General features: G+C 67.1%; 24 protein-coding genes. 9 read left to right on the forward strand and 15 right to left on the reverse strand.

The window, feature by feature from the left end:
- Positions 1-12: 12 nt before the first annotated feature.
- The gene (locus AC1DX5_RS04920) at positions 13-1,272 is read right to left on the reverse strand and encodes an aspartate kinase (RefSeq protein ID WP_465170856.1); all 1,260 of its coding nucleotides are present in this window, start codon (positions 1,270-1,272) and stop codon (positions 13-15) included.
- A gap of 57 nt (positions 1,273-1,329) precedes the next feature.
- Between AC1DX5_RS04920 and ubiG the strand changes: the two genes are divergently transcribed.
- Positions 1,330-2,061, forward strand: a complete 732-nt coding sequence (ubiG, locus tag AC1DX5_RS04925; RefSeq protein ID WP_478014615.1) for a bifunctional 2-polyprenyl-6-hydroxyphenol methylase/3-demethylubiquinol 3-O-methyltransferase UbiG — start codon at positions 1,330-1,332, stop codon at positions 2,059-2,061.
- Between the two features lie 114 nt (positions 2,062-2,175).
- On the opposite strand, the gene AC1DX5_RS04930 is transcribed toward ubiG, so the two are convergent.
- On the reverse strand, positions 2,176-3,708 hold the full coding sequence (locus AC1DX5_RS04930; protein ID WP_478014406.1) for an ABC transporter permease/substrate-binding protein: 1,533 nt from the start codon (positions 3,706-3,708) through the stop codon (positions 2,176-2,178).
- A complete protein-coding gene (locus AC1DX5_RS04935) occupies positions 3,705-4,481 on the reverse strand; it encodes an ATP-binding cassette domain-containing protein (protein ID WP_478014407.1) in 777 nt (258 codons plus the stop codon). Before AC1DX5_RS04935 ends, AC1DX5_RS04930 begins: the two co-directional genes overlap by 4 nt.
- Positions 4,482-4,538: 57 nt before the next feature.
- Here AC1DX5_RS04935 and AC1DX5_RS04940 point away from each other — a divergent pair, with 57 nt between their 5' ends.
- Positions 4,539-5,345, forward strand: coding sequence for an SDR family oxidoreductase (locus AC1DX5_RS04940; protein WP_478014408.1), 807 nt, complete (start codon positions 4,539-4,541; stop codon positions 5,343-5,345).
- Between the two features lie 121 nt (positions 5,346-5,466).
- Here the strand turns inward: AC1DX5_RS04940 and AC1DX5_RS04945 are convergent, their stop codons facing one another.
- On the reverse strand, positions 5,467-5,760 hold the full coding sequence (locus tag AC1DX5_RS04945) for a 4a-hydroxytetrahydrobiopterin dehydratase (RefSeq protein ID WP_465170860.1): 294 nt from the start codon (positions 5,758-5,760) through the stop codon (positions 5,467-5,469).
- Positions 5,761-5,809: 49 nt separating this feature from the next.
- Between AC1DX5_RS04945 and AC1DX5_RS04950 the strand changes: the two genes are divergently transcribed.
- From AC1DX5_RS04950 to AC1DX5_RS04960, 3 genes are read left to right on the forward strand one after another with little or no spacing between them, the layout of a single operon-like run.
- Positions 5,810-6,223 (forward strand): metallopeptidase family protein, encoded by a 414-nt coding sequence (locus AC1DX5_RS04950; RefSeq protein ID WP_478014409.1) that lies wholly within the window; start codon positions 5,810-5,812, stop codon positions 6,221-6,223.
- The gene (gene ccmA, locus AC1DX5_RS04955) at positions 6,220-6,804 is read left to right on the forward strand and encodes a heme ABC exporter ATP-binding protein CcmA (protein WP_478014410.1); all 585 of its coding nucleotides are present in this window, start codon (positions 6,220-6,222) and stop codon (positions 6,802-6,804) included. Before AC1DX5_RS04950 ends, ccmA begins: the two co-directional genes overlap by 4 nt.
- Positions 6,801-7,445, forward strand: a complete 645-nt coding sequence (locus tag AC1DX5_RS04960; protein WP_478014411.1) for a heme exporter protein CcmB — start codon at positions 6,801-6,803, stop codon at positions 7,443-7,445. The genes ccmA and AC1DX5_RS04960 overlap by 4 nt, the downstream gene beginning before the upstream one ends.
- A 124-nt stretch (positions 7,446-7,569) precedes the next feature.
- Here AC1DX5_RS04960 and AC1DX5_RS04965 read toward each other — a convergent pair whose 3' ends face one another.
- From AC1DX5_RS04965 to coxB, 11 genes are all read right to left on the reverse strand, one after another.
- A complete protein-coding gene (locus tag AC1DX5_RS04965; RefSeq protein ID WP_465170864.1) occupies positions 7,570-8,439 on the reverse strand; it encodes a class I SAM-dependent methyltransferase in 870 nt (289 codons plus the stop codon).
- Positions 8,440-8,584: 145 nt separating this feature from the next.
- The gene (gene thrC / locus AC1DX5_RS04970; protein WP_478014412.1) at positions 8,585-9,985 is read right to left on the reverse strand and encodes a threonine synthase; all 1,401 of its coding nucleotides are present in this window, start codon (positions 9,983-9,985) and stop codon (positions 8,585-8,587) included.
- Positions 9,986-10,027: 42 nt separating this feature from the next.
- The gene (locus AC1DX5_RS04975; RefSeq protein ID WP_478014616.1) at positions 10,028-10,588 is read right to left on the reverse strand and encodes an SURF1 family protein; all 561 of its coding nucleotides are present in this window, start codon (positions 10,586-10,588) and stop codon (positions 10,028-10,030) included.
- A 53-nt stretch (positions 10,589-10,641) separates the two neighbouring features.
- The gene (locus AC1DX5_RS04980; protein ID WP_478014413.1) at positions 10,642-11,073 is read right to left on the reverse strand and encodes a DUF983 domain-containing protein; all 432 of its coding nucleotides are present in this window, start codon (positions 11,071-11,073) and stop codon (positions 10,642-10,644) included.
- Positions 11,015-11,521, reverse strand: a complete 507-nt coding sequence (locus AC1DX5_RS04985; protein WP_478014414.1) for a DUF3291 domain-containing protein — start codon at positions 11,519-11,521, stop codon at positions 11,015-11,017. The genes AC1DX5_RS04980 and AC1DX5_RS04985 overlap by 59 nt, the downstream gene beginning before the upstream one ends.
- A 7-nt stretch (positions 11,522-11,528) precedes the next feature.
- A complete protein-coding gene (locus tag AC1DX5_RS04990; RefSeq protein ID WP_465174994.1) occupies positions 11,529-12,443 on the reverse strand; it encodes a cytochrome c oxidase subunit 3 in 915 nt (304 codons plus the stop codon).
- A 35-nt stretch (positions 12,444-12,478) separates the two neighbouring features.
- Positions 12,479-13,015 carry a cytochrome c oxidase assembly protein gene (locus AC1DX5_RS04995; RefSeq protein WP_478014415.1) on the reverse strand — a complete coding sequence of 179 codons (537 nt, stop codon included), beginning with the start codon at positions 13,013-13,015 and terminating at the stop codon, positions 12,479-12,481.
- Positions 13,012-13,146: a hypothetical protein gene (locus tag AC1DX5_RS05000; RefSeq protein WP_465170870.1), complete on the reverse strand. Its 135-nt coding sequence runs from the start codon at positions 13,144-13,146 to the stop codon at positions 13,012-13,014. The genes AC1DX5_RS04995 and AC1DX5_RS05000 overlap by 4 nt, the downstream gene beginning before the upstream one ends.
- Positions 13,146-14,051 (reverse strand): heme o synthase, encoded by a 906-nt coding sequence (locus tag AC1DX5_RS05005; protein WP_465170871.1) that lies wholly within the window; start codon positions 14,049-14,051, stop codon positions 13,146-13,148. Before AC1DX5_RS05005 ends, AC1DX5_RS05000 begins: the two co-directional genes overlap by 1 nt.
- 80 nt (positions 14,052-14,131) lie before the next feature.
- Complete coding sequence (ctaD, locus tag AC1DX5_RS05010) at positions 14,132-15,796, reverse strand: cytochrome c oxidase subunit I (protein ID WP_465170872.1); 1,665 nt, start codon at positions 15,794-15,796, stop codon at positions 14,132-14,134.
- 3 nt (positions 15,797-15,799) lie between these two features.
- The gene (gene coxB / locus AC1DX5_RS05015) at positions 15,800-16,930 is read right to left on the reverse strand and encodes a cytochrome c oxidase subunit II (protein WP_465174996.1); all 1,131 of its coding nucleotides are present in this window, start codon (positions 16,928-16,930) and stop codon (positions 15,800-15,802) included.
- A gap of 197 nt (positions 16,931-17,127) precedes the next feature.
- On the opposite strand from coxB, the gene pyrE reads away from it, so the two are divergent.
- The 4 genes from pyrE to lepB all read left to right on the forward strand — a co-directional run bounded on the left by pyrE (position 17,128) and on the right by lepB (position 19,924).
- Entirely contained in the window at positions 17,128-17,712 is a 585-nt protein-coding gene (gene pyrE, locus AC1DX5_RS05020; protein ID WP_465170874.1) for an orotate phosphoribosyltransferase, read from the forward strand.
- On the forward strand, positions 17,709-18,437 hold the full coding sequence (locus tag AC1DX5_RS05025) for a pyridoxine 5'-phosphate synthase (protein WP_465170875.1): 729 nt from the start codon (positions 17,709-17,711) through the stop codon (positions 18,435-18,437). The genes pyrE and AC1DX5_RS05025 overlap by 4 nt, the downstream gene beginning before the upstream one ends.
- Positions 18,438-18,560: 123 nt before the next feature.
- Positions 18,561-18,965: a holo-ACP synthase gene (acpS, locus tag AC1DX5_RS05030; protein ID WP_465170876.1), complete on the forward strand. Its 405-nt coding sequence runs from the start codon at positions 18,561-18,563 to the stop codon at positions 18,963-18,965.
- Positions 18,966-18,973: 8 nt separating this feature from the next.
- Complete coding sequence (lepB, locus tag AC1DX5_RS05035; protein ID WP_478014416.1) at positions 18,974-19,924, forward strand: signal peptidase I; 951 nt, start codon at positions 18,974-18,976, stop codon at positions 19,922-19,924.
- Position 19,925 lies beyond the last annotated feature (1 nt).

Genomic DNA, 19,925 nt, shown 5'->3' on the forward strand with positions numbered 1-19,925 from the left:
AGGGGGATTTAGTCAGGCCGCGTCCTCGGCATCCAGCCCGTAAGCCGTGTGCAGCACACGCACCGCCAGCTCGGTATAATCCTCTTCGATCAGCACCGAGACCTTGATCTCGGAGGTGGTGATCGCCTGGATGTTGATGCCGCGCTCGCCCAGCGTCTTGAACATCGTCGCAGCGACGCCGGCATGGCTGCGCATGCCGACGCCGACCACCGATATCTTGGCGACGCGGGTGTCGTGGACGAGGGTGGCATAGCCGATATCGCCCTGGGCATTGCCGAGCACTTCGAGGCTGCGCGGGAGATCGGCGCCGGGCACGGTGAAGGTCACGTCGGTCGAGCCGGTCGAATGCGCGACGTTCTGCACGATCATGTCGACATTGATGTTGGCGTCGGCGAGCGGCGTGAAGATCGAGGCGACCGCGCCGGGACGGTCCGGCACCGCCGTAAGGGTGATCTTCGCTTCGTTCTTGTCGTGTGCGATGCCCGTGATGAGCTGGCGTTCCATATCGTCGATCTCCTCTTCGCCCACGATCATCGTACCGGGCAATGTGTCCGCCATCGGTGCGTCCTCGCCCGTGAAGGACGAGAGCACCTGGACGCGGACCTGTTCCTTCATCGCAAGACCCACCGAGCGTGTCTGGAGCACCTTGGCCCCGACGCTGGCAAGCTCGAGCATTTCCTCATAGGTGACCCGCTTCAGTTTGCGCGCGCGCGGCACGATGCGGGGGTCGGTCGTGTAGACGCCGTCGACGTCGGTATAGATGTCGCAGCGATCGGCCTTCATCGCCGCCGCCATCGCGACCGCCGAGGTATCCGAGCCGCCGCGGCCGAGCGTGGTCACGCGCTCGCCCGAGGCGACGCCCTGGAAGCCGGGGATCACCGCGACCTCGCCCTTGGCCAGCGAGACGTTGAGCGCGGTGGTGTCGATATCGGCAATGCGCGCCGAGCCATGGCCGTCCGAGGTGCGGATCGGGAGCTGCCAGCCGAGCCAGCTGCGCGCGGGCACGCCGATCGCCTGCAATGCGACCGCCAGCAGCCCGCTGGTGATCTGCTCGCCGGCCGAGACGACCACGTCATATTCGTGCGGATCGTAGAGCGACGAGGCCTCGCGGCAGAAATTGACCAGCCGATCGGTCTCGCCGGCCATGGCCGACACCACCACCGCGACTTGGTTGCCTGCCTCCACCTCGCGTTTGACGCGCGCGGCGACGCTCCGGATCCGCTCGATCCCGGCCATGGAGGTGCCGCCGAACTTCATCACGATACGGGCCATGGAGGTGCAGAATTCCTTGGGGTGAGCGGGGCGCCCTGATAGGAAGGCCGCATGGTGATGGCAAGCGACCCCGTAACGACGATCGATCCCGACGAAGCCGCGCATTTCGGCGCGATGGCGGCGGAGTGGTGGAACCCGAAGGGATCGTCGGCGATGCTCCACCGGCTGAACCCGGTGCGGCTGGGCTATTTGCGCGAGCGGATCGACCAGCATTGGGGGCTGGACGAGACGAGCTTCACCCCGCTGGCCGGCAAGACCGCGCTGGATGTCGGGTGCGGCGCCGGGCTGTTGTGCGAGCCGCTGGCACGGCTGGGCGCGGCGGTGACCGGGATCGACGCGGCGGCGGAGAATATCGCGGCTGCCCATGCCCATGCGCAGCTGTCCGGGCTGACGATCGATTACCGCACCGGCGGGATCGAAGGGCTGGGCGCCGCGCGCTTCGACCTGGTGACGAGCATGGAAGTGATCGAGCATGTCACCGACCCGGGCGCGTTCATCGCCGGGCTGGCGGGGGCGCTGGCGGACGAGGGACTGATGGTGCTGTCGACACCCAACCGCACGGCATTGTCACGGCTGGCGTTGATCACGATCGGCGAGGGCACGGGGCAGATTCCCAGGGGCACGCATGACTGGGGGAAGTTCCTGACGCCTGACGAACTGGTGGCGCTGGTCGAAGCGGCGGGGCTGAAGCTGGTCGAGACGCGCGGGCTGAGTTTTTCGGTGGCGAAGGGGTTCGTCGTGTCGGACGATATGAAGCTGGATTATTTCGTGACGGCGGTTCGGGGCTGAGCTGTTCGAACCTTGCCCCTCCCCGGCGGAGGCCGGGGTCCAGTTGGGCGAACCTCTCGATCGACCATTAAAGCTTTCTCAACTGGGCCCCGGCCTCCGCCGGGGAAGAAAAAATTAGAGGCCCAGCTTCTTCTCCAGCCAGCGCGCCGCTTCTTCGGGCGAGGCCTTATCGTCGTCGCGGTCGACCATGTAATTCGCCTCACGCATCGCCTCTACGGGCACGTGCCCGATCAGCGGCGTCACGGCATCGACAAAGGCGCGGTCCCTTGCGCGCTTCGGCGAGACCAGCAGGATCGCGTCATAGCCCGGGATCGCCCCCTTCGGATCGGTCAGCACGGCGAGCTTGTCCGCCGCGATGCGGCCGTCCGAGGAAAAGGCAGGAATCACGTCCGCCGTGCCGCTGGTCAGCGCACGGAACATGAAGGTCGGCTGATAGGGATGCGCCTCCCTGAAGCGCAGGCCATAGGCGCGTTTCACCGCGGCCCATTCGGGGCGTTCGAGGAACTCGATATCGGTGGCGAGGCGCAGTTGCGGCGCGAGCGGGGCCAGATCGGTGATGCTGTGGATGCCGCGCCGCGCCGCATCGTCGCCGCGCATGGCGAAGGCATAGCTGTTCTCGAAACCGAGCGTGCCGAGCAGAGGCACGCCGTGATTCGTTCGCGCCCAGTCTGCCACGCCCTTCACGATCGCGGCGCGCGGCGGCACGTCGGTGCGTTTCATGCCGTTGGTCCAGATCGTGCCGGAATAATCGACATAGATGTCGATATCGCCGCCCGCGACCGCCGAGAAGGCGACGACTGAACCGAGCCCTTCGCGATACTCGACCCGGTAGCCCGCTTTCTCCAGCCGATGGCCGATGACGCGGGCGAGGATATATTGCTCGGAGAAACCCTTGGCCCCGACCACGACAGTCTGCCCGCCCTTCGGCCAGAGCGGCGCAAGCGCCGCGAGCACGCCGACCGCGAGGATGGCCGTGGCGATCCATACCCGTAGCGGGCGGCGCGCGGCGATGCCGTGTTCGATCACGCCGAGCAAGGCGTCGACCGCCAGCGCCAGCGCCGCCGCGGTGAGGCAGCCGGCAAGCACCAGCGCCCAGTTCTGCGTCTGGAGGCCGGCGAAAATCATGTCGCCGAGGCTCGGCTGGCCGACGGTGGTGGAAAGCGTCGCGGCGCCGATCGTCCAGACCGCGGCGGTGCGGATGCCGGCCATCAGTATCGGCGCGACCAAGGGTGCCTCGACCAGGCGGAGTTTCTGCCAGGCCGTCATGCCGACGCCGTCCGCCGCCTCGATCACCGCCGGGTCGATGCCGTTGAGGCCGGTGACGCCGTTCCGCAGGATCGGGAGCAGCGCGTAGAGCGTCAGCGCGAGCAATGAGGGCAGGAAGCCGAGCGCGGGAATGCCGCCGCCGACCAGAGTCGAGAGCGACAGCAGCAGCGGATAGAAGAGCGCGAGCAGCGCCAGCGACGGAATGGTCTGGACTAGGCTGGCGAAGCCGAGCGCGACGCGCGCGACGGTGGGGTGACGGGCGGACCAGATGGCGAGCGGCAGGCTGATGACCAGGCCGAGCGCCAACGCCGAAGCAGCGAGCAGCAGATGCGCCGCGAGCAGATCGGGCACGCGGGAGAGCGCTTCGAGAAAAGGGCTCATGCGCCGCCCTCCAGTGCGTGAAGGCGACGGGCCTGTTCGCGCGGGACGGCAACCAGGGCATCGGCCTCCGCCCCGCCCTCGCCCGCGAGCAACGCCCTGGGCGTGGCGTCGGCGACGATTCTTCCGGCGGCCATCACCAGCACGCGGTCAGCGAGCAGCAGCGCCTCGGCCATGTCGTGCGTGACCATGATGGTGGTGAGGCCGAGCCGGTCGTGCAGCGCGCGGATCGCGGCGCCGAGCTGGTCGCGGGTGACCGGATCGAGCGCGCCGAACGGTTCGTCCATCAGCATCAGGCCCGGCGCGGTGGCGAGCGCGCGGGCGACGCCGACGCGCTGGCGCTGCCCGCCCGACAGCGCGTCGGGCATGCGCGTGCCGAAATCGCGCGGCAGATCGACCAGATCGAGCAGATCGGCGATGCGGCCGGCGCGATCCTTCTCGCCCGCGAGGCGCAGGCCGATACCGATGTTCTCGGCGACATTCATATGCGGGAACAGGCCGATATTCTGGAAGACATAACCGATCCGGCGGCGCAGCGCGTACGGCTCGGCGTTGGTCACCTCCTCGCCGGCGATCGCGATCCGGCCGGTGCTGGGCTCGATCAGGCGGTTGACCATCTTGAGCAGGGTCGACTTGCCCGAGCCCGACGCGCCGACCAGCGCGACGAAGCTGCCGCCCGCGATCTCCAGCGAGACGCCGGCGAGCGCGACCGTGTCGCCATAGGATTTGGTGACGCCGTCAAAGGCGACCGAGGGACCGGGCGATTGTTCTGGCATCGGCGCAGTTTGTGCGGGAGGATGCCGCGAACGTCAAACGGCGACGGGAGGGGCAGCATGGCGGACGCGGCGCAGAAATCGATCTTCATCACGGGCGGCGGATCGGGCATCGGCCAGGCGACGGCGAAGCTGTTCGCGGCGCAGGGCTGGCGCGTCGGGCTGGCCGATGTCAATGCGAAGGGCCTTGCCGAGACCGCGGCGATGCTGCCCGCCGGCATGGCCGAGACCTATCAGATGGACGTGCGCGACCGCGATGCCTGGGTAGCGAGTCTCGACGCCTTCACCGCGCCCGCCGGCGGCACGCTCGACGTCTTGTTCAACAATGCCGGGATCGGGACGGGCGGACCGCTCGCCGAGATGAGCTTCGAGGATATCGACCGGACCGTCGCGATCAACCTGACCGGCGTGCTCAACGGGGCGCGGATCGGCTATGCCTATCTCGCGCGGACACCGGGATCGTGCCTGCTCAACACCGCCTCCGCCTCGGCGATCTACGGCTCGTCCGGGCTGGTGCCCTATTCGATGACCAAGTTCGGCGTGCGCGCGATGACCGAAGCGCTGGACGGCGAATGGCATGGCGCCGGCATCAAGGTGCGCGACCTGGTGCCGAGCTTCATCGAGACACCGCTGCTCAATTCGCCCGCGGGGGGATCGAACCGGTCGATCCGCGAAACGGTGACCGCGGCTGGGCTCGAGCTGACGCCGGTGAGCGCGGTCGCCCAGGCGGCGTGGGACGCCGTGCATGGCGACCGGCTGCATAGCTATGTGGGCAAGACCGCGCGGCGCATGGCGTTCGCGGCCCGCTGGGCACCCGGCGCGCTGCGCAAGATGATGCGGCGGGGGGTTTCGGGGAAAAACGCCTGAAGGCGAGCCCCTCCCCTAAGGCAGCGCTATCACGGATGCGCCTCCGCGCGCATTCCTTCTTCGACCTTGTCATCCGGTGCGCCGCACTATCGGTGCTTGGCCTGCTCGAAGGGGACGGGTCTCAGCCCATCAGCAAATCGATCGCCTCGGCCATGTCGACATCGCGCTGGGAGAGGCCGCCTGCGTCGTGGGTGGTCAGCAGGATCTCGACCCGGTTCCATATGTTCGACCATTCGGGATGATGGTCCGCCTTTTCCGCGAGCAGCGCGACGCGGGTCATGAAGGCGAAGGCCTCGCTGAAATCGGCGAAGGTGAAGGTGCGGGTGATCGCGTCGCGGGCTTCGTCGAAATCCCATTCGTCGAGCTCGTCCAGCGCGTCCGTGCGTTCTTCCTCGGTCAGTTGCTCGATTGGCACCATTTCCTCCTGCTGGCGCACCCCGCGCCTTGGCCTTAAGGCATAGCCCATGGCAGCATCCGTTCAACCGCGCAGCGCGCCCGATGCCGATGCGATCCGCGCGATCGCGCTGAAGGCGCTCAACGCCCTGCCCGCCGAATTCCGCGCGCATCTGGGCGATGTCGTGCTGATCGTCGAGGAATTTGCCGACGAGGAAACGCTCGACGCGCTGGGCATCGAGCATCCGCTCGACCTGACCGGGCTGTATCACGGCCGGCCGGTGGGTGAGAAATCCTCGATGGAATCGGGGTCGCTGCCCGACCGCATCCATCTCTATCGCCGCGCGATCCTGGAGGAATGGATCGAGACCGGCGTCGGACTGGACGAGCTGGTCGCGCATGTGATGATCCATGAAGTGGGGCATCATTTCGGCCTGTCCGACGACGACATGCATGCGCTGGAGGATATGGTGGGGGACGCGTGACGCTGGCGTTCCGCGAGGTGACCTGCGCGCGTGGTGGGCGGGTGCTGTTCGAGAACCTGTCCTTCGCGATTCCGGCGGGCGGCGCGGCATTGGTGACCGGGCCGAACGGGGTCGGCAAATCGAGCCTGATCCGGATCGCGGCGGGGTTGCTCAAGCCGGCGACGGGTGCGGTCGAGGGACCGCCCGCGCGGGCATTGATGGCCGAGGCTGCCGCGCTCGACGGGGAGCGGCGACTGGGCAGCGCGCTGCGCTTCTGGGCGGCGCTGGACGACGATGACGGCGATCCGGGCGCGCGCGTCGGGGCTGCGCTGGAGGCGACCCGGCTGAGCGCGCTCGCCGAGGTGCCGGTGCGGCTGCTCTCGACCGGGCAGCGACGCCGTGCCGCGCTGGCGCGGGTGGTGGCGAGCGGCGCTGCGCTCTGGCTGCTCGACGAGCCGGCCAATGGGCTGGATGATGCGAGCGTGCGGGTACTGGAGACTTTGATCGCCGCGCATCGTGCGCGCGGCGGGACCGCGCTGGTCGCGACGCATCTGCCGATCGAGGTGCCGGGCGCGATGCCGATCGTGCTGGGGGCTGCATGAGACCCTTCCTGACCCTGGTCGCGCGCGACCTCGCCCGGGCCTGGGCCGGGGGGAGCGTGACCTACACGCTCGCTTTCTTCCTGCTCGTCGCGATCCTGTTTCCCTTTGCGATCGGGCCCGATGCGGCGTTGCTGGCGCGGGTCGGCGGCGGAGTGATCTGGGCCGCCGCATTGCTGGCGGCGCTGATGCCGGTCGAACGGCTGATCGGGCCCGATGCGGAAAGCGGCGTGCTCGATCAGTTCGCGGTGCGCGGGCTGAGCATGGCGAGCGTCGCGGCGGCGAAGATCCTGGGGCATTGGCTCGCCTTCGGGCCGCCATTGATGCTGGCGGCGGTGATCGCGGCGGGGCTGCTGGACCTGTCGGGCGAGACCGTGTTGCGGGTGGAACTGGGGTTGCTGATCGGGACGCCGGGGCTGGCGGCGTTGGCGGTCGCGACATCGGCTTTGGTGTCGGGATTAAGAGGGGCCGGAGCGGTGGCCGGGCTGGTGATGCTGCCGCTGGCGGTGCCGCTGCTGATCTTCGGGGCCGGATCGATCGATGGCGGGATAGGGGCGGTGAAGCTGCTGGCGGCGGTGAGTCTGATGCTGGTGGCCGGGGCGCCGTTCGTGGCGGGGGCAGCAATGCGGGCGGGGATGGAGTGAGATTACTTCGGGCAGGAAGCGTCTTTCCCCCGTTCGTTTCGAGCGAAGTCGAGAAACCTGCTCTTGGTGCCTGTTTCTCGACTTCGCTCKAAACGAACGGGAAGTTGGGATCGTCCCGAGGAATTTATCGCGACCACCGCGCCCAGATCGCCGTTGGTAGCAGCAGCCCGCGCGCTTCTTCGCGTACCGCCAGTTCTCCGGCTTCCACCCTGCCGCCGAGATCGCCCAGCGCCTGATTGAGCAGCTCGCCGATCGCCAGCGCCGACATGCGCACCGCATAGACGGTAAGGAACAGGAAGCGCGATTCGCCGTCGAGGAGCTTGCGGCAATCGGCGATCAGGCCGGGCAGGCCTTCCTCCAGCTTCCACACTTCGCCCTCCGGCCCGCGGCCGAATTTGGGGGGATCGAGCAGGATGCCGTCATAGCGCCGGCCGCGACGGACTTCGCGGGCGACGAACTTGGTCGCGTCGTCGGTCATCCAGCGGATCGGCTTGTCGGCCATGCCGGAGAGCACCGCATTGGCGCGGGCCGCCTCGACCGATTTCTTCGAGGCGTCGACATGGACCATCTTCGCGCCCTTGGCGGCCATGGCGAGCGTACCGACGCCGGTATAGCCGAACAGGTTGAGGCATTCGGGCGCTTCCATCCCGGCGACCTGCTCGCGCATCCAGCTCCATACCGGCGCCATGTCCGGGAAGAAGCCGAGATGGCGGAACGGCGTGGTCTGCGCCTGGAAGCTGACCTGATCCCATTTGAGCGGCCAGCCATCGCGGGGGACCGGTTCGGCGAATTCCCAGCGGCCGCCGCCTTCCTCGTCCGATCCGGGCACGAACTCCGCCTGGGCGCGCCAGTCGTCGCGCGCCGGAGCCCAGAGCGCCTGGCCCTCGGGGCGGATGAACCGGAAGCGGCCATAGCGTTCGAGCTTGCGGCCATGGCCGGAGTCGATCAGCCCATAGTCAGCCCAGGGCTCGCCGATGAGTGTTACGAGGTTCACACCCCTTCTCCGTTCGTTTCGAGCCCTTCGACTGCCCGCGTAGGCAGGCGCTCAGGACAGGCTTCGGCCCTTCGGGCCGAAGTCGAGAAACCTGCGCCTGGTACCTGTTTCTCGACTTCGCTCGAAACGAACGGGGAGAACATCATCACGCCTTCGCCACCGCCCGTTCGGCGATATAGCCGGTGACCGCCTCGAACGTGCCGGGCAAGGTCGCATAGCGCTCCTGCCGGTCGAACAGGTCGCCGATCCGGGCCGGGAGCGACGGGCGCACGCCAGTCGCGCGCTCGACCGGTTCGCGGAATTTCGCCGGATGCGCGGTCGCCAGGGTGACCACCGGTATGTCGGCGGCAAGATCGGCGCGGCGCGCGGCGGCGAGGCCGATCGCGGTGTGCGGATCGATCACCTGGCCGGAGCCGTCACAGGCCCAGCGCATCGCCAGCGCCATGTCGTCGAGATCGATGCGGTCGCTGACGAACAGGCCGGCGGCGCCTTCGCGCTGGGCGTTGGTCAGGCGCATCGCCTTGCTTGCCTCGAAACCGCGCATCTGTTCGCGAGTCGCGTTGCCGTCGCGGCCGCCGAGATCGAACAACAGCCGTTCGAAATTGCTCGAGACCTGGATGTCCATCGACGGGCTGGGCGTCGGCACCACCGTGCCTTGCGAATAATCGCCGTGCGCGAGCGCGCGGTGGAGGATGTCGTTGACGTTGGTCGCGACGACCAGCTTCGCCACCGGCAGGCCCATCCTCGCCGCGACATAGCCGGCGAAGACGTCGCCGAAATTGCCGGTCGGGATTGAGAAGGCGACGGGACGGTCGGGCGCGCCGAGGCGGACGGCGGCGTAGAAATAATAGACCACCTGCGCCATCAGCCGGGCCCAGTTGATCGAATTGACCGCCGAAAGCTGGAATTTCCCGGAAAAGCCGGGATCGTTGAACATCGCCTTCACCAGCGCCTGGGCGTCGTCGAAGCTGCCGTCGATCGCGATATTGTGGATATTGGGCGCGAGCACCGTGGTCATCTGGCGGCGCTGCACGTCCGACACCCGGCCGTTCGGGTGAAGCATGAACACGTCGACGCCGGTGCGACCGGCCAGCGCGTCGATCGCGGCCGAGCCGGTATCGCCCGAGGTCGCGCCGACGATCGTGACATGCTTGTCGGAGCCAGCCAGGAACCGCTCGAACAACAGGCCGAGCAGCTGCAGCGCGACATCCTTGAAGGCGAGGGTCGGGCCATGAAACAGCTCGAGCAGCCAGTGCCGGTGGTCGAGCTGGACGAGCGGCGTGACGGCGTTGTGCGAGAACCGGCCATAGGCCTGAGCGCACAGATCACGCAGTTCCTCGCGGGAAAGCGTGCCCTCGACAAAGGGTGCCATCACCGCGACGGCGGTGTCGACATAGGACAGGCCGCGCAGACCGGCGATCTCGTCGGCGGTCAGGCTCGGCCAGGTCTCGGGCACGTAAAGGCCGCCATCGCTGGCAAGGCCGGCGAGCGTGACCTGTTCGAAGTCCAGGACGGGTGCCGCCCCACGGGTGCTGATATAGCGCATGGCCGTTGCGCCTAACCGCGGCGCGGCAAAGTCACAAGCGCGTCAAGCTTTCAGGTGGCGACGCAGCGCTATCGTATAGATCACTCCGGCAACGAGCGCGAACAGGAACCATTGCACCGCATAAGCGAGATGGTTGTTGGGGACCGAGGCAAGATCGGGCTGCGGATTGGCGTCAAGCCCGGCCACCGGCGGGTCGGCGACGAGCATCAGGGTCTTGGGCTGGCGCGAGAACCAGGTGGCGATCATCGGCCGGTGATCGGGGGCATGGCTGATATAGCCGGTCACTTCGCCGCCGCCCCAGGCCGGCTTGGCGTCGGGTGCCTTGGCCACGCCCATCAGCACGGTGAGGCCGGGGCCTTCGGCGCCGGTGCGGCACTGGGCGATCTGGCGCCAGCCGGTCCGGCCCGCGGCGTTGCGCCCGCCCTCGACCTTGAAGCTGACCGCCTGGAGGCAGAAGGCGCTGGCGCGGCGGAACAGCAGGGTATCGTCGACCGGAATACGCGGAAAGGCGATCGGCGGCAGCGCGCGATTGGCGGCAAGGCGCACGAGCAGCGCTTCCTTCTGCCCCTTACGCTCAAGCTGCCACACGCCAAGCGCGATCATCGCCGCGATGGCGAGGCCGACCAGGATGGTCGCGACGATGGGGAAGCGCGGCTTCACGAGTCGGAGATCCGGCCTTCGTGCGCCGAGTTGCGATATTCGAAGGCGAGCAGCGCGCCCTTGGCGATACGCAGCGATCCCGTCACGGCGACCGCCGCCAGCGGGATGAGGATCAGCGCCAGCAGCCAGAGCGGCGGCTCGACCGTCAGCTGCAGGGTCACCGCCACGCCGACGAGCAGCCCGCCAACGATCAGGGTGAGGAAGGCGGCCGGCCCATCGCCGACATTGAACCGGGTGAAATCGAGTCCGCAAACGGTGCAGCGATCCGCGAATTTCGTCATGCCGGCAAACAAGGTCCGGCTGCCGCACTGGGGACACAGGCCCTTGATCGCCACATCAGCGGGCGCGGGGCGCGGCGAGGAGACAGGCTCAGGCGTGACCGATGCACCATGGATCGGGCCGCATGTCGACGGGCATGCCCGGCGCATCGGGCGCGGGATGGCGCAGCTTGAAGGTAAAGGCCCGCTCGCTCGGGCCGAAGCGGTCGAGCAGCCAGAGCCGGGCGAAGGCTTCGTCGACGGTGGGGGTCGAGCCCGCGGGAATCCACCACAGCGCCTGATAGGCCCCGTCGAACCGGTCGAACCAGGCCCTGCGCTGCGCCATCACCGGCGTGTGGGCGCTGCGATAGACATAGTCGAACAGCGATTCGGCATCCGCCCAGACCGACATGTTGACGATCAGCCTGGGATCGGGGGTCGGCTGAAGATCGGTGGCGCTGTTGCCCTCGCCCTTCAGCCGCCAGACGAATCCCGCGCTCGCCTCGGCCAGCGCGTTGATCCGGTCCAGTTGCTCGAAGAAGCCGGCGACCTGAGGGTCATCGGCCGGCGCGACGAGCCGGCCGATATTGACCTGGGCAAGATGCCAGCGCGACGTCACGCCGGCCTTAGCCGCCGTGGACCGGTGCGCCCCAGCCGCCCCAGACATAGATCGAGACGAACAGGAACAGCCACACCACGTCGACGAAATGCCAGTACCAGGCGGCGGCTTCGAAGCCGAAATGCTGGCGCGGGGTGAAGTCGCCCTTATAGGCGCGAATCAGGCAGACGATCAGGAAGATCGTGCCGATGATGACATGGAAGCCGTGAAAGCCGGTCGCCATGAAGAAGGACGCGCCATAGTTGATCCCCTGGAAGGGGAAGGGCGCCTCGGCATATTCATAGGCCTGGATCGACGAGAAGAGCAGGCCGAGCACGATGGTCAGCCACAGGCCCTTGAGCACGCCGTCGCGGTTGCCCACGCCGAGCAGGCCCCACAGGCCGGTCTTTTCGCCGCCACGCTGATTGTGGATCAGCGCGTGGTGCGCCCAGGTGACCGTCGTGCCCGAGGTGAGCAGGATGATGGTGTTGAGCAGCGGGAACTTGAAGGCGTCGATCACCTCGAGGCCCTTGGGCGGCCAGGTGCCGCGCGCGGCATCGGCGATCAGGCTGACGGTGCCGTCGGCGAGCTGCACCGGTGCGGGGAACAGCGAGAAATCGAAGAACGCCCAGAACCAGCCGACGAAGAACATCACTTCCGAGGCGATGAACAGGATCATGCCGTAGCGCAGGTGGAGCTGCACCACCGGCGTATGATCGCCGGCATGCGCTTCCTTGATCACATTGCCCCACCAGGAGAACATGGTGAGCAGCACCGCCGCGACGCCGATGAAGAAGACGACACCGCCGCCGATGCCGAACACGGCCGCGGAGTGCATCCACATGATGCCGCCGATCGCCATGGTGAGCGCCGAGAAGGCGCCGACGAACGGCCAGATATCGGGTGGCAGGATATGGTAGTCGTGGTTCTTGGCGCCGGCCATTCTTCGGTCCCCGTTATTAGGCTGTCGACAACGCTCTAGCTTGCGGCTTTCGCGGAATCCACAGGGTAAAAAGTGTAGCTGAGGGTGATATTCTTCACGTCGGCCGCGTCCGGATCGGCGAGGATCTTCGGGTCGACGAAGAAGATGACCGGCATGCGCGCGGTCTCACCCGGCTTCAGCGTCTGCTGGGTGAAGCAGAAGCACTGGATCTTGGTGAAATATTTGCCTGCCTGGGCCGGCGTGACGTTGAACGTCGCGGTGCCGGTGACGGGCTTGTCGCTCCTGTTGGTCGCGGTGAAGAACGCCATGTCGCGCGCGCCGATGGCGATCGTCTCCGACGGCACTTCGGGCTTGAACGTCCAGGGCAGCTTGGGCGACACGTTCGTGTCGAAATCGATGCGCACCTGCGCGTCGCCGACCGCGCCCGGCGCGACCAGCCCGCGCTGCGTGGTGCCGTTGAGCCCGGTCGCCTCGCAGAACATGCGGTACAGCGGCACGCTGGCATAGCCGAGCCCGGTCATGCAGCAGACGCCGATGCCGGCGAGGATCGCGGTGCGCAGCGTACGGGTCAATGCGCGACCCCCGCCTTGATCTTCACGATGCTGATGGCGAACACCAGGATGACGAAGGCGCCGAGCAACAGGGCCATGACGACCGCGCGCGAACGCTGGCGGGCGCGGATCTGATCGTCGTCATTCTGCATCAGCCGACCCATCTGTCGACGACCAGCGCGCCGAAAAGAATGAAAAGATAGAGGATCGACCAGGCGAACAGCCGCTTTTCCGGCTTCATCGCATCGCCCGTGCCGGTGGTGCGCAGGCTGACCTGCAGCGCCAGCGCGGCGAAGACCAGGGTGGTCACGACGGCGACGCCGCCATAGATCGCCCCGGTCAGGCCGAGCGCCCAGGGCGCGATCGCCACCGCCGCCATCGGGATGGTGTAGAGCCCGATCTGCAGCCGGGTGGTGCGCTCGCCCGCCACGACGGGCATCATCGGCACGCCCGCAGCGGCGTAATCGGACTTCATGAACAGCGCGAGCGCCCAGAAATGCGGCGGGGTCCAGAGGAAGACGAGGGTGAACAGCAGCACCGGCAGGGTCGCGACGTCACCGGTCGCGGCGGCCCAACCGATCAGCGGCGGAAAGGCGCCCGCGGCACCGCCGATGACGATATTCTGCGGCGTCCGGCGCTTCAGCCAGACGGTATAGACCAGGACGTAGAACAGGATCGATACGGTCAGGATCGCGGCGGCGATCAGGTTCACCGCCAGCCCCATCAGGATCACCGAGAAGGCCGCCAGCCCTACGCCGAAATGCAGCGCCGATTGCCGGTCCATGCGGCCGGCGGGAAGCGGCCGCCTGGCGGTGCGCTTCATCACCGCGTCGATATCGGCCTCATACCATTGATTGAGCGCGCCCGCCGCACCCGCGCCGAGCGCGATGCACAGGATCGCGGTGAACCCGAGCACCGGATCGATCCCGACCGGCGCCGCCAGCATCCCGCACAGGCCAGTGAAGACGACGAGCGTCATCACCCGCGGCTTCGTGAGCGCGAGGAAATCGCGCCAGTCGGCGGGAAGCAGGAGTGGCTGTGCGGTCGTCGTGTTCATCGTCATTTCAATGCGTAGCGGCGCCGGTCGAATCCGGCGCCGCTATCGGTTGGTGGTGCCGCCACAGGCGGCCCCGCGCGTCAGTCGATCCGCGGCAGCGTCTCGAACTGATGGTAGGGCGGTGGGCTCGACAGGGTCCATTCGAGCGTCGTCGCGCCGTCGCCCCAGGGATTGTCGCCTGCCTTTTTGCCCGCGAACAGAGACCAGATGATGTTGGCGAAGAACACCAGCATCGACAGCCCCATGATCATATAGCCGATCGAGGCCATGTGATTGAAATACTCATATTCCGGATTGTAGTCCGGAATACGCCGCGGCATGCCCTGCACGCCGAGGAAGTGCATCGGGAAGAACATGACGTTCACACCGATAAAGAACACCCAGAAGTGCAGCTGGCCGAGGAACTCGTTGTACATCCGGCCCGACATCTTCGGGAACCAGTAGTAGAAGCCGGCGAACAGGCTGAACACCGCGCCGAGCGACAGCACGTAATGGAAGTGCGCCACCACGTAATAGGTGTCCTGCATCACGTCGTCGACGCCGCCATTGGCGAGCACGACGCCGGTCACGCCACCCACGGTGAACATGAAGATGAAGCCGATCGCCCAGACCATCGGCGTCTTGAAGCTGAGCGAGCCGCCCCACATCGTCGCGATCCAGGAAAAGATCTTGATGCCGGTCGGGACCGCGATGACCATCGTCGCGGCGGTGAAGTACATCTTCACGTTCACGCTGAGGCCGGTGGTGAACATGTGGTGCGCCCACACGACGAAGCCGACCACGCCGATCGCGACCATGGCATAAGCCATGCCGAGATAGCCGAACACCGGCTTCTTCGAGAAGGTCGAGATGATGTGGCTGATCATGCCGAAGCCCGGCAGGATCATGATGTACACCTCGGGGTGACCGAAGAACCAGAACAGATGCTGGTACAGGATCGGGTCGCCGCCGCCGGCCGGATCGAAGAAGGTGGTGTGGAAGTTGCGGTCGGTCAGCAACATGGTGATCGCCGCGGCGAGGACCGGCAGCGAGAGCAGCAGCAGGAACGCCGTCACCAGCACCGACCAGACGAACAGCGGCATCTTGTGCAGGGTCATGCCCGGCGCGCGCATGTTGAAGATGGTGGTGATGAAGTTGATCGCGCCCAGGATCGAGCTGGCGCCCGCGAGATGGAGCGAGAGGATCGCCATGTCGACCGAAGGCCCGGGCTCACCATAAGTGGAAAGCGGCGCATAGACCGTCCAGCCGGTGCCCGCCCCGCCAAAGAAGGGCGAGGAGAAGAGCAGGATGAACGCCGGAACCAGCAGCCAGAAGCTGATATTGTTCATGCGCGGGAACGCCATGTCCGGCGCGCCGATCATCAGCGGCACGAACCAGTTGCCGAAGCCGCCGATCATGGCGGGCATGACCATGAAGAACACCATGATCAGGCCGTGCGCGGTGATCAGCACGTTCCAGAAGTGGAGCGATTCGTCGAGGCTCTGCGGGCTGCCATGGAACCAGCTGGCCCAGGCGCCGAGATACTGGATGCCCGGCGCAGCCAGTTCGAGGCGCATCAGGCCCGAAATGCCGCCGCCAACGATGCCCGCGACGATCGCGAAGATCAGGTAAAGGGTGCCGATGTCCTTGTGGTTCGTCGACATGAACCAGCGCGCGAAGAACGCCGGCTTGTGATCCGCATCGTGATGCGCATGATCGTCATGATGCGCGTCGAACGCGGACGGGTGAAGGGCGGTGTCGGTCATTGCTTACTGTCCAGCGTTGCCGGCGCCGGCGGGGTTCGCCGTGGCAGCCTGATTGGTCTCGGGAACGGCGGCGGTCGCATTCTCGACCGGCCCGGCGGTGTTGGCGGCGGCGTTGTCCGCCGGCGGCGCCAGTTCGGCGTCGGACGGCTTGGCGCCGCCCGGGGCCGGCATGGTGCCGCCCTTCGCCTTCACCCAGGCAGCGAACACCGCGGGCTTCACCGCCACGACGGTGATCGGCATGAAGCCATGGCGCGCGCCGCACAGCTCCGAGCACTGGCCGAAATAGACGCCTTCCTTCTCGATGGTGAAGCTCGTCTCGTTCAGGCGGCCGGGGACGGCGTCGAGCTTGATCCAGAAGGCCGGGATCGCCCAGCTATGGATCACGTCGTTCGCGGTCGTGATCAGGCGGATCGGCGTGTTGATCGGCAGCACGACGCGGTTGTCGGTCGCCAGCAGCTTCGGCCCGTCGGCGTCAGTGCGCGAACGCTCGCCCGGCTGGACCTGGTCCTTCTCCTTCAGCATGTTCGCGGTGATCTCGAACCCGCCATGATCCGGATATTGATAGCTCCAGTACCACTGGTTGCCGATCGCCTTGAGCGTGACGGCATTGGCCGGCGCCGGCTTGAACTGCGCCGCCAGCAGCCCGATCGAGGGCGCGGCGATCAGCGCGAGGATGATGACGGGGACGCCGGTCCAGATGATCTCGATAAAGGTGTTGTGCGAGGTCTTGGAGGGCACCGGGTTCGCGGAGCGGCGATAGCGGAACATCACCCACATCAGCAGGAACAGCACGAACAGCGAGATGACGACGATCACGGGGAACAGGATGGCGTCATGGAACCAGTGGGCGCGGCGGCCATTGGGGGTCACCTGATCCTGCAGCGTCCAGTGGCCGTTGACCGGCATGCCGACACCGAATTTCGGCTTCACGTCCGGACCGCCGTCGAGCGCCAGCATCGGATCGGTCGGCACAGCCGCCGCCGGCGCCGCGGTCGTCGGTGCAGCGCTGGTCGTCGCCGGAGCCGCCGTGGTGGTAGGCGTGGCCGCCTGTGGCGCCGGTGCCGCGGCGTGGCTGATACCCGCTATCGCGAGTCCTGCCGCCAGCACGATCGACTTCAACCCCTTACTGCGCATGCGTCTCGTCACCCCTGATTGCGCCTTTCCATCCACGGCGCGCGAGCGGGAATACGCTCGTTGCGATGGGCCTATACGCGGGAGGTGCTGGTGTCTCAAGCGTGTCGGGTCGTTTTTTGACACACCATGGGTTGTGGGCGTTGCACGGCCCTTATGGGGCTCCTATCAACCGCTCGCTTTCACGAAAGACCGTGTTGATGACCGACGACGAGATCCTGGCCGAGTTCCGTGCCGCCGACGCCCTGCTGGAAGGGCATTTCATCCTGTCCTCGGGGCTGCGCTCCTCACGTTATCTGCAATGCGCGCGCGTGCTGATGGATCCCGCGCGCGGCGCGCGCCTGGCCACCGAGCTGGCGACGCGCATCCCCACCGCGATCCGCTCGCGCATCGACGTGGTGGTCTCGCCCGCGATGGGCGGGGTGATCGCCGGGCACGAAATGGCGCGGGCGCTGGGGGTCGAGGCGATGTTCCTCGAACGCCCCGAGGGCGTGTTCGAGCTGCGCCGCGGTTTCCGCCTGACGCCGGGTGCGAAAGTGCTGATGATGGAGGATGTCGTCACCACCGGTCTCTCATCCCGTGAGGCGATCGCGGCGATCGGGCGCGCCGGGGGCGAGACGATCGCGGCGGCGGCGCTGGTCGACCGGTCGGGCGGGACCGCCGATCTGGGCGTGCCCTTCTTCCCGCTGATTCGGGTCGACGTGCCGACCTATAATGCCGAATCGCTGCCGCCCGAGCTGGCGGCCTTGCCCGCGATCAAGCCAGGCAGCCGGGCAGCGGCATGAGCGATTTCCTGCGGCTCGGCGTCAATATCGACCATGTCGCGACCGTCCGCAACGCACGCGGCGCGGGCTATCCCGATCCGGTCCGTGCGGCGATCGTCGCGGCGGAAGCCGGCGCCGACGGCATCACCGCGCATCTGCGCGAGGACCGGCGTCATATCACCGACGACGATATCGCGCGGCTGTCCGAACAGCTGACCATCCCCCTCAACCTCGAAATGGCGGCGACCGACGAGATGCTCGCGATCGCGCTGCGCCACCGCCCGCATGCCGCCTGCATCGTTCCCGAGAAGCGCGAGGAGCGCACCACCGAGGGCGGGCTGGACGCGGCGGGGCAGCATAACCAGCTCGCGTCGCTGGTCAGCGAACTGGGCGCGGCGAAGATCCGCGTCTCGCTGTTCATCGAGCCCGACGCGCGCCAGATCGAGGCGGCTTTGCGCCTCGGCGCGCCAGTGGTCGAGCTGCATACCGGCCGCTATGCCGAGCTGGAGGGCGAGGCGCAGGCGGAGGAGCTGCGCCGGCTTACCGACGCGGCCGCGCTCGCCGCGAAGAACGGCATCGAAGTGCATGCCGGGCACGGCCTGACCTATGACAATGTCGCCCCGATCGCCGCGATCCGGCAGGTGCGCGAGCTGAATATCGGCCATTTCCTGGTGGGCGAAGCGATGTTCGTCGGGCTGGGCGCGGCAGTACGCACGATGCGCGCCGCGATGGATTCGGCGCGGTGAGGGGGCGACGCACCTTCTCCCCTCCCGCTTGCGGGAGGGGTCGGGGGAGGGCCTGTTCCGATGGCGACCCCCTTGACGACATGCCCTCCCCTAACCCCTCCCGCAAGCGGGGGGGGAATTGAAGTGATCATCGGCCTCGGCTCGGACCTCTGCAATATCGAGCGGATCCAGGCGTCGCTCGATCGATTCGGCGCGCGGTTCGAGCAGCGCGTCTTCACCGAGATCGAGCGTGCCAAGGCCGATCGCCGTCCCTTCACCAAGGCCGGCACCCTGGCCAAGCGCTTCGCCGCGAAGGAGGCTTTCTCCAAGGCGGTGGGCACCGGTTTCAAGCGCGGCGTGTTCATGAAGGATATCGGCGTGATCAACGCGCCCTCGGGCGCGCCCACGCTGGCGCTGACCGGCGGCGCCCGGGCGAGGCTTGACGCGCTGACCCCCGCAGGCCACGTCGCCCATGTGCATCTGACGCTGACGGACGACCATCCCTGGGCGCAGGCCTTTGTGGTGATCGAAGCGATCAGGACCGAGTAGGACGATACATGAGTGAGGAGTTGGCGTTGCAGGGAGTGCCCGATCAGGAGGCCGCACCCGCGCCGGAGACCGTGGAGAAGCGCCCGACCACTGACTGGTGGGGCGAAGTGAAGGGCATATTGTGGCTGATCCTGGCGGTGCTGGGCTTCCACAGCTTCATCGCCAAGCCCTTTTACATCCCGTCGGAATCGATGCTGCCCGGGCTTCAGGTCGGCGATCAGCTGATCGTGACCAAATATGCCTATGGCTGGTCCTTCGTCTCGCCGACCATCCCCAATCCCGTGGCGATGTTCCGCAGCCTGGTGCTGCACCAGGAAGTCGAGAGCTGGGGCGTGCAGCTGCCCTTCATCCATGGCCGCCTGTTCGGGAAGATGCCCGAGCGCGGCGACGTCGTCATCGTCACCCCGCCGACCCGCAACACCGATTATATCAAGCGGCTGATCGGCCTGCCGGGCGACCGGTTGCAGGTGATCGACGGCACCGTGTTCATCAACGGCGTGGCGGTGAAGCGCGGGACCCCGCACGATTCGCTGATCCCGGTCGACAAGAAGACGGTGTGCGATCCCGAGCAATATCCCGGCGCGCTCGAAACCGGCACGGACGGCAGGCAATATTGCCGCCTGACGCTGGTCACCGAGACCCTGCCCAATGGCCGCCATTACGACACGGTCGAGAGCGGCCCGAGCGACGGCGACAATTACGGCCCGATCACGATCCGCCCGGACCATGTGTTCCTGATGGGCGACAATCGCGACCATAGCGCCGACAGCCGCTTCGCCATTGCCGCGATGGGCCTGGGCGGCGACGTGCCCTGGGAGAATCTGGGCGGGCGCGCCGAATTCATCACCTTCTCGAAGAGCGGCAATGGCAGCTGGAACCCCTTCACCTGGGGCCAGAGCTTCCGGCCGGGCCGCGCGGGCACCTCGCTTCACGCGGCGCGGGACAATCCGAAGGAATGAC

The organism is Sphingomonas sp. P2_B6 (assembly GCF_056404755.1).

Coding starts and splice junctions, on each gene's coding strand:
- AC1DX5_RS04920 (WP_465170856.1), bottom strand. CDS start 1,272: ATGGCCCGTATCGTGATGAAGTTCGGCGGCACCTCCATGGCCGGGATC.
- ubiG (WP_478014615.1), top strand. CDS start 1,330: ATGGCAAGCGACCCCGTAACGACGATCGATCCCGACGAAGCCGCGCAT.
- AC1DX5_RS04930 (WP_478014406.1), bottom strand. CDS start 3,708: ATGAGCCCTTTTCTCGAAGCGCTCTCCCGCGTGCCCGATCTGCTCGCG.
- AC1DX5_RS04935 (WP_478014407.1), bottom strand. CDS start 4,481: ATGCCAGAACAATCGCCCGGTCCCTCGGTCGCCTTTGACGGCGTCACC.
- AC1DX5_RS04940 (WP_478014408.1), top strand. CDS start 4,539: ATGGCGGACGCGGCGCAGAAATCGATCTTCATCACGGGCGGCGGATCG.
- AC1DX5_RS04950 (WP_478014409.1), top strand. CDS start 5,810: ATGGCAGCATCCGTTCAACCGCGCAGCGCGCCCGATGCCGATGCGATC.
- AC1DX5_RS04960 (WP_478014411.1), top strand. CDS start 6,801: ATGAGACCCTTCCTGACCCTGGTCGCGCGCGACCTCGCCCGGGCCTGG.
- thrC (WP_478014412.1), bottom strand. CDS start 9,985: ATGCGCTATATCAGCACCCGTGGGGCGGCACCCGTCCTGGACTTCGAA.
- AC1DX5_RS04975 (WP_478014616.1), bottom strand. CDS start 10,588: ATGATCGCGCTTGGCGTGTGGCAGCTTGAGCGTAAGGGGCAGAAGGAA.
- AC1DX5_RS04980 (WP_478014413.1), bottom strand. CDS start 11,073: ATGCGCCGGGCATGCCCGTCGACATGCGGCCCGATCCATGGTGCATCG.
- AC1DX5_RS04990 (WP_465174994.1), bottom strand. CDS start 12,443: ATGGCCGGCGCCAAGAACCACGACTACCATATCCTGCCACCCGATATC.
- AC1DX5_RS05000 (WP_465170870.1), bottom strand. CDS start 13,146: ATGCAGAATGACGACGATCAGATCCGCGCCCGCCAGCGTTCGCGCGCG.
- AC1DX5_RS05005 (WP_465170871.1), bottom strand. CDS start 14,051: ATGAACACGACGACCGCACAGCCACTCCTGCTTCCCGCCGACTGGCGC.
- ctaD (WP_465170872.1), bottom strand. CDS start 15,796: ATGACCGACACCGCCCTTCACCCGTCCGCGTTCGACGCGCATCATGAC.
- coxB (WP_465174996.1), bottom strand. CDS start 16,930: ATGCGCAGTAAGGGGTTGAAGTCGATCGTGCTGGCGGCAGGACTCGCG.
- pyrE (WP_465170874.1), top strand. CDS start 17,128: ATGACCGACGACGAGATCCTGGCCGAGTTCCGTGCCGCCGACGCCCTG.
- AC1DX5_RS05025 (WP_465170875.1), top strand. CDS start 17,709: ATGAGCGATTTCCTGCGGCTCGGCGTCAATATCGACCATGTCGCGACC.
- lepB (WP_478014416.1), top strand. CDS start 18,974: ATGAGTGAGGAGTTGGCGTTGCAGGGAGTGCCCGATCAGGAGGCCGCA.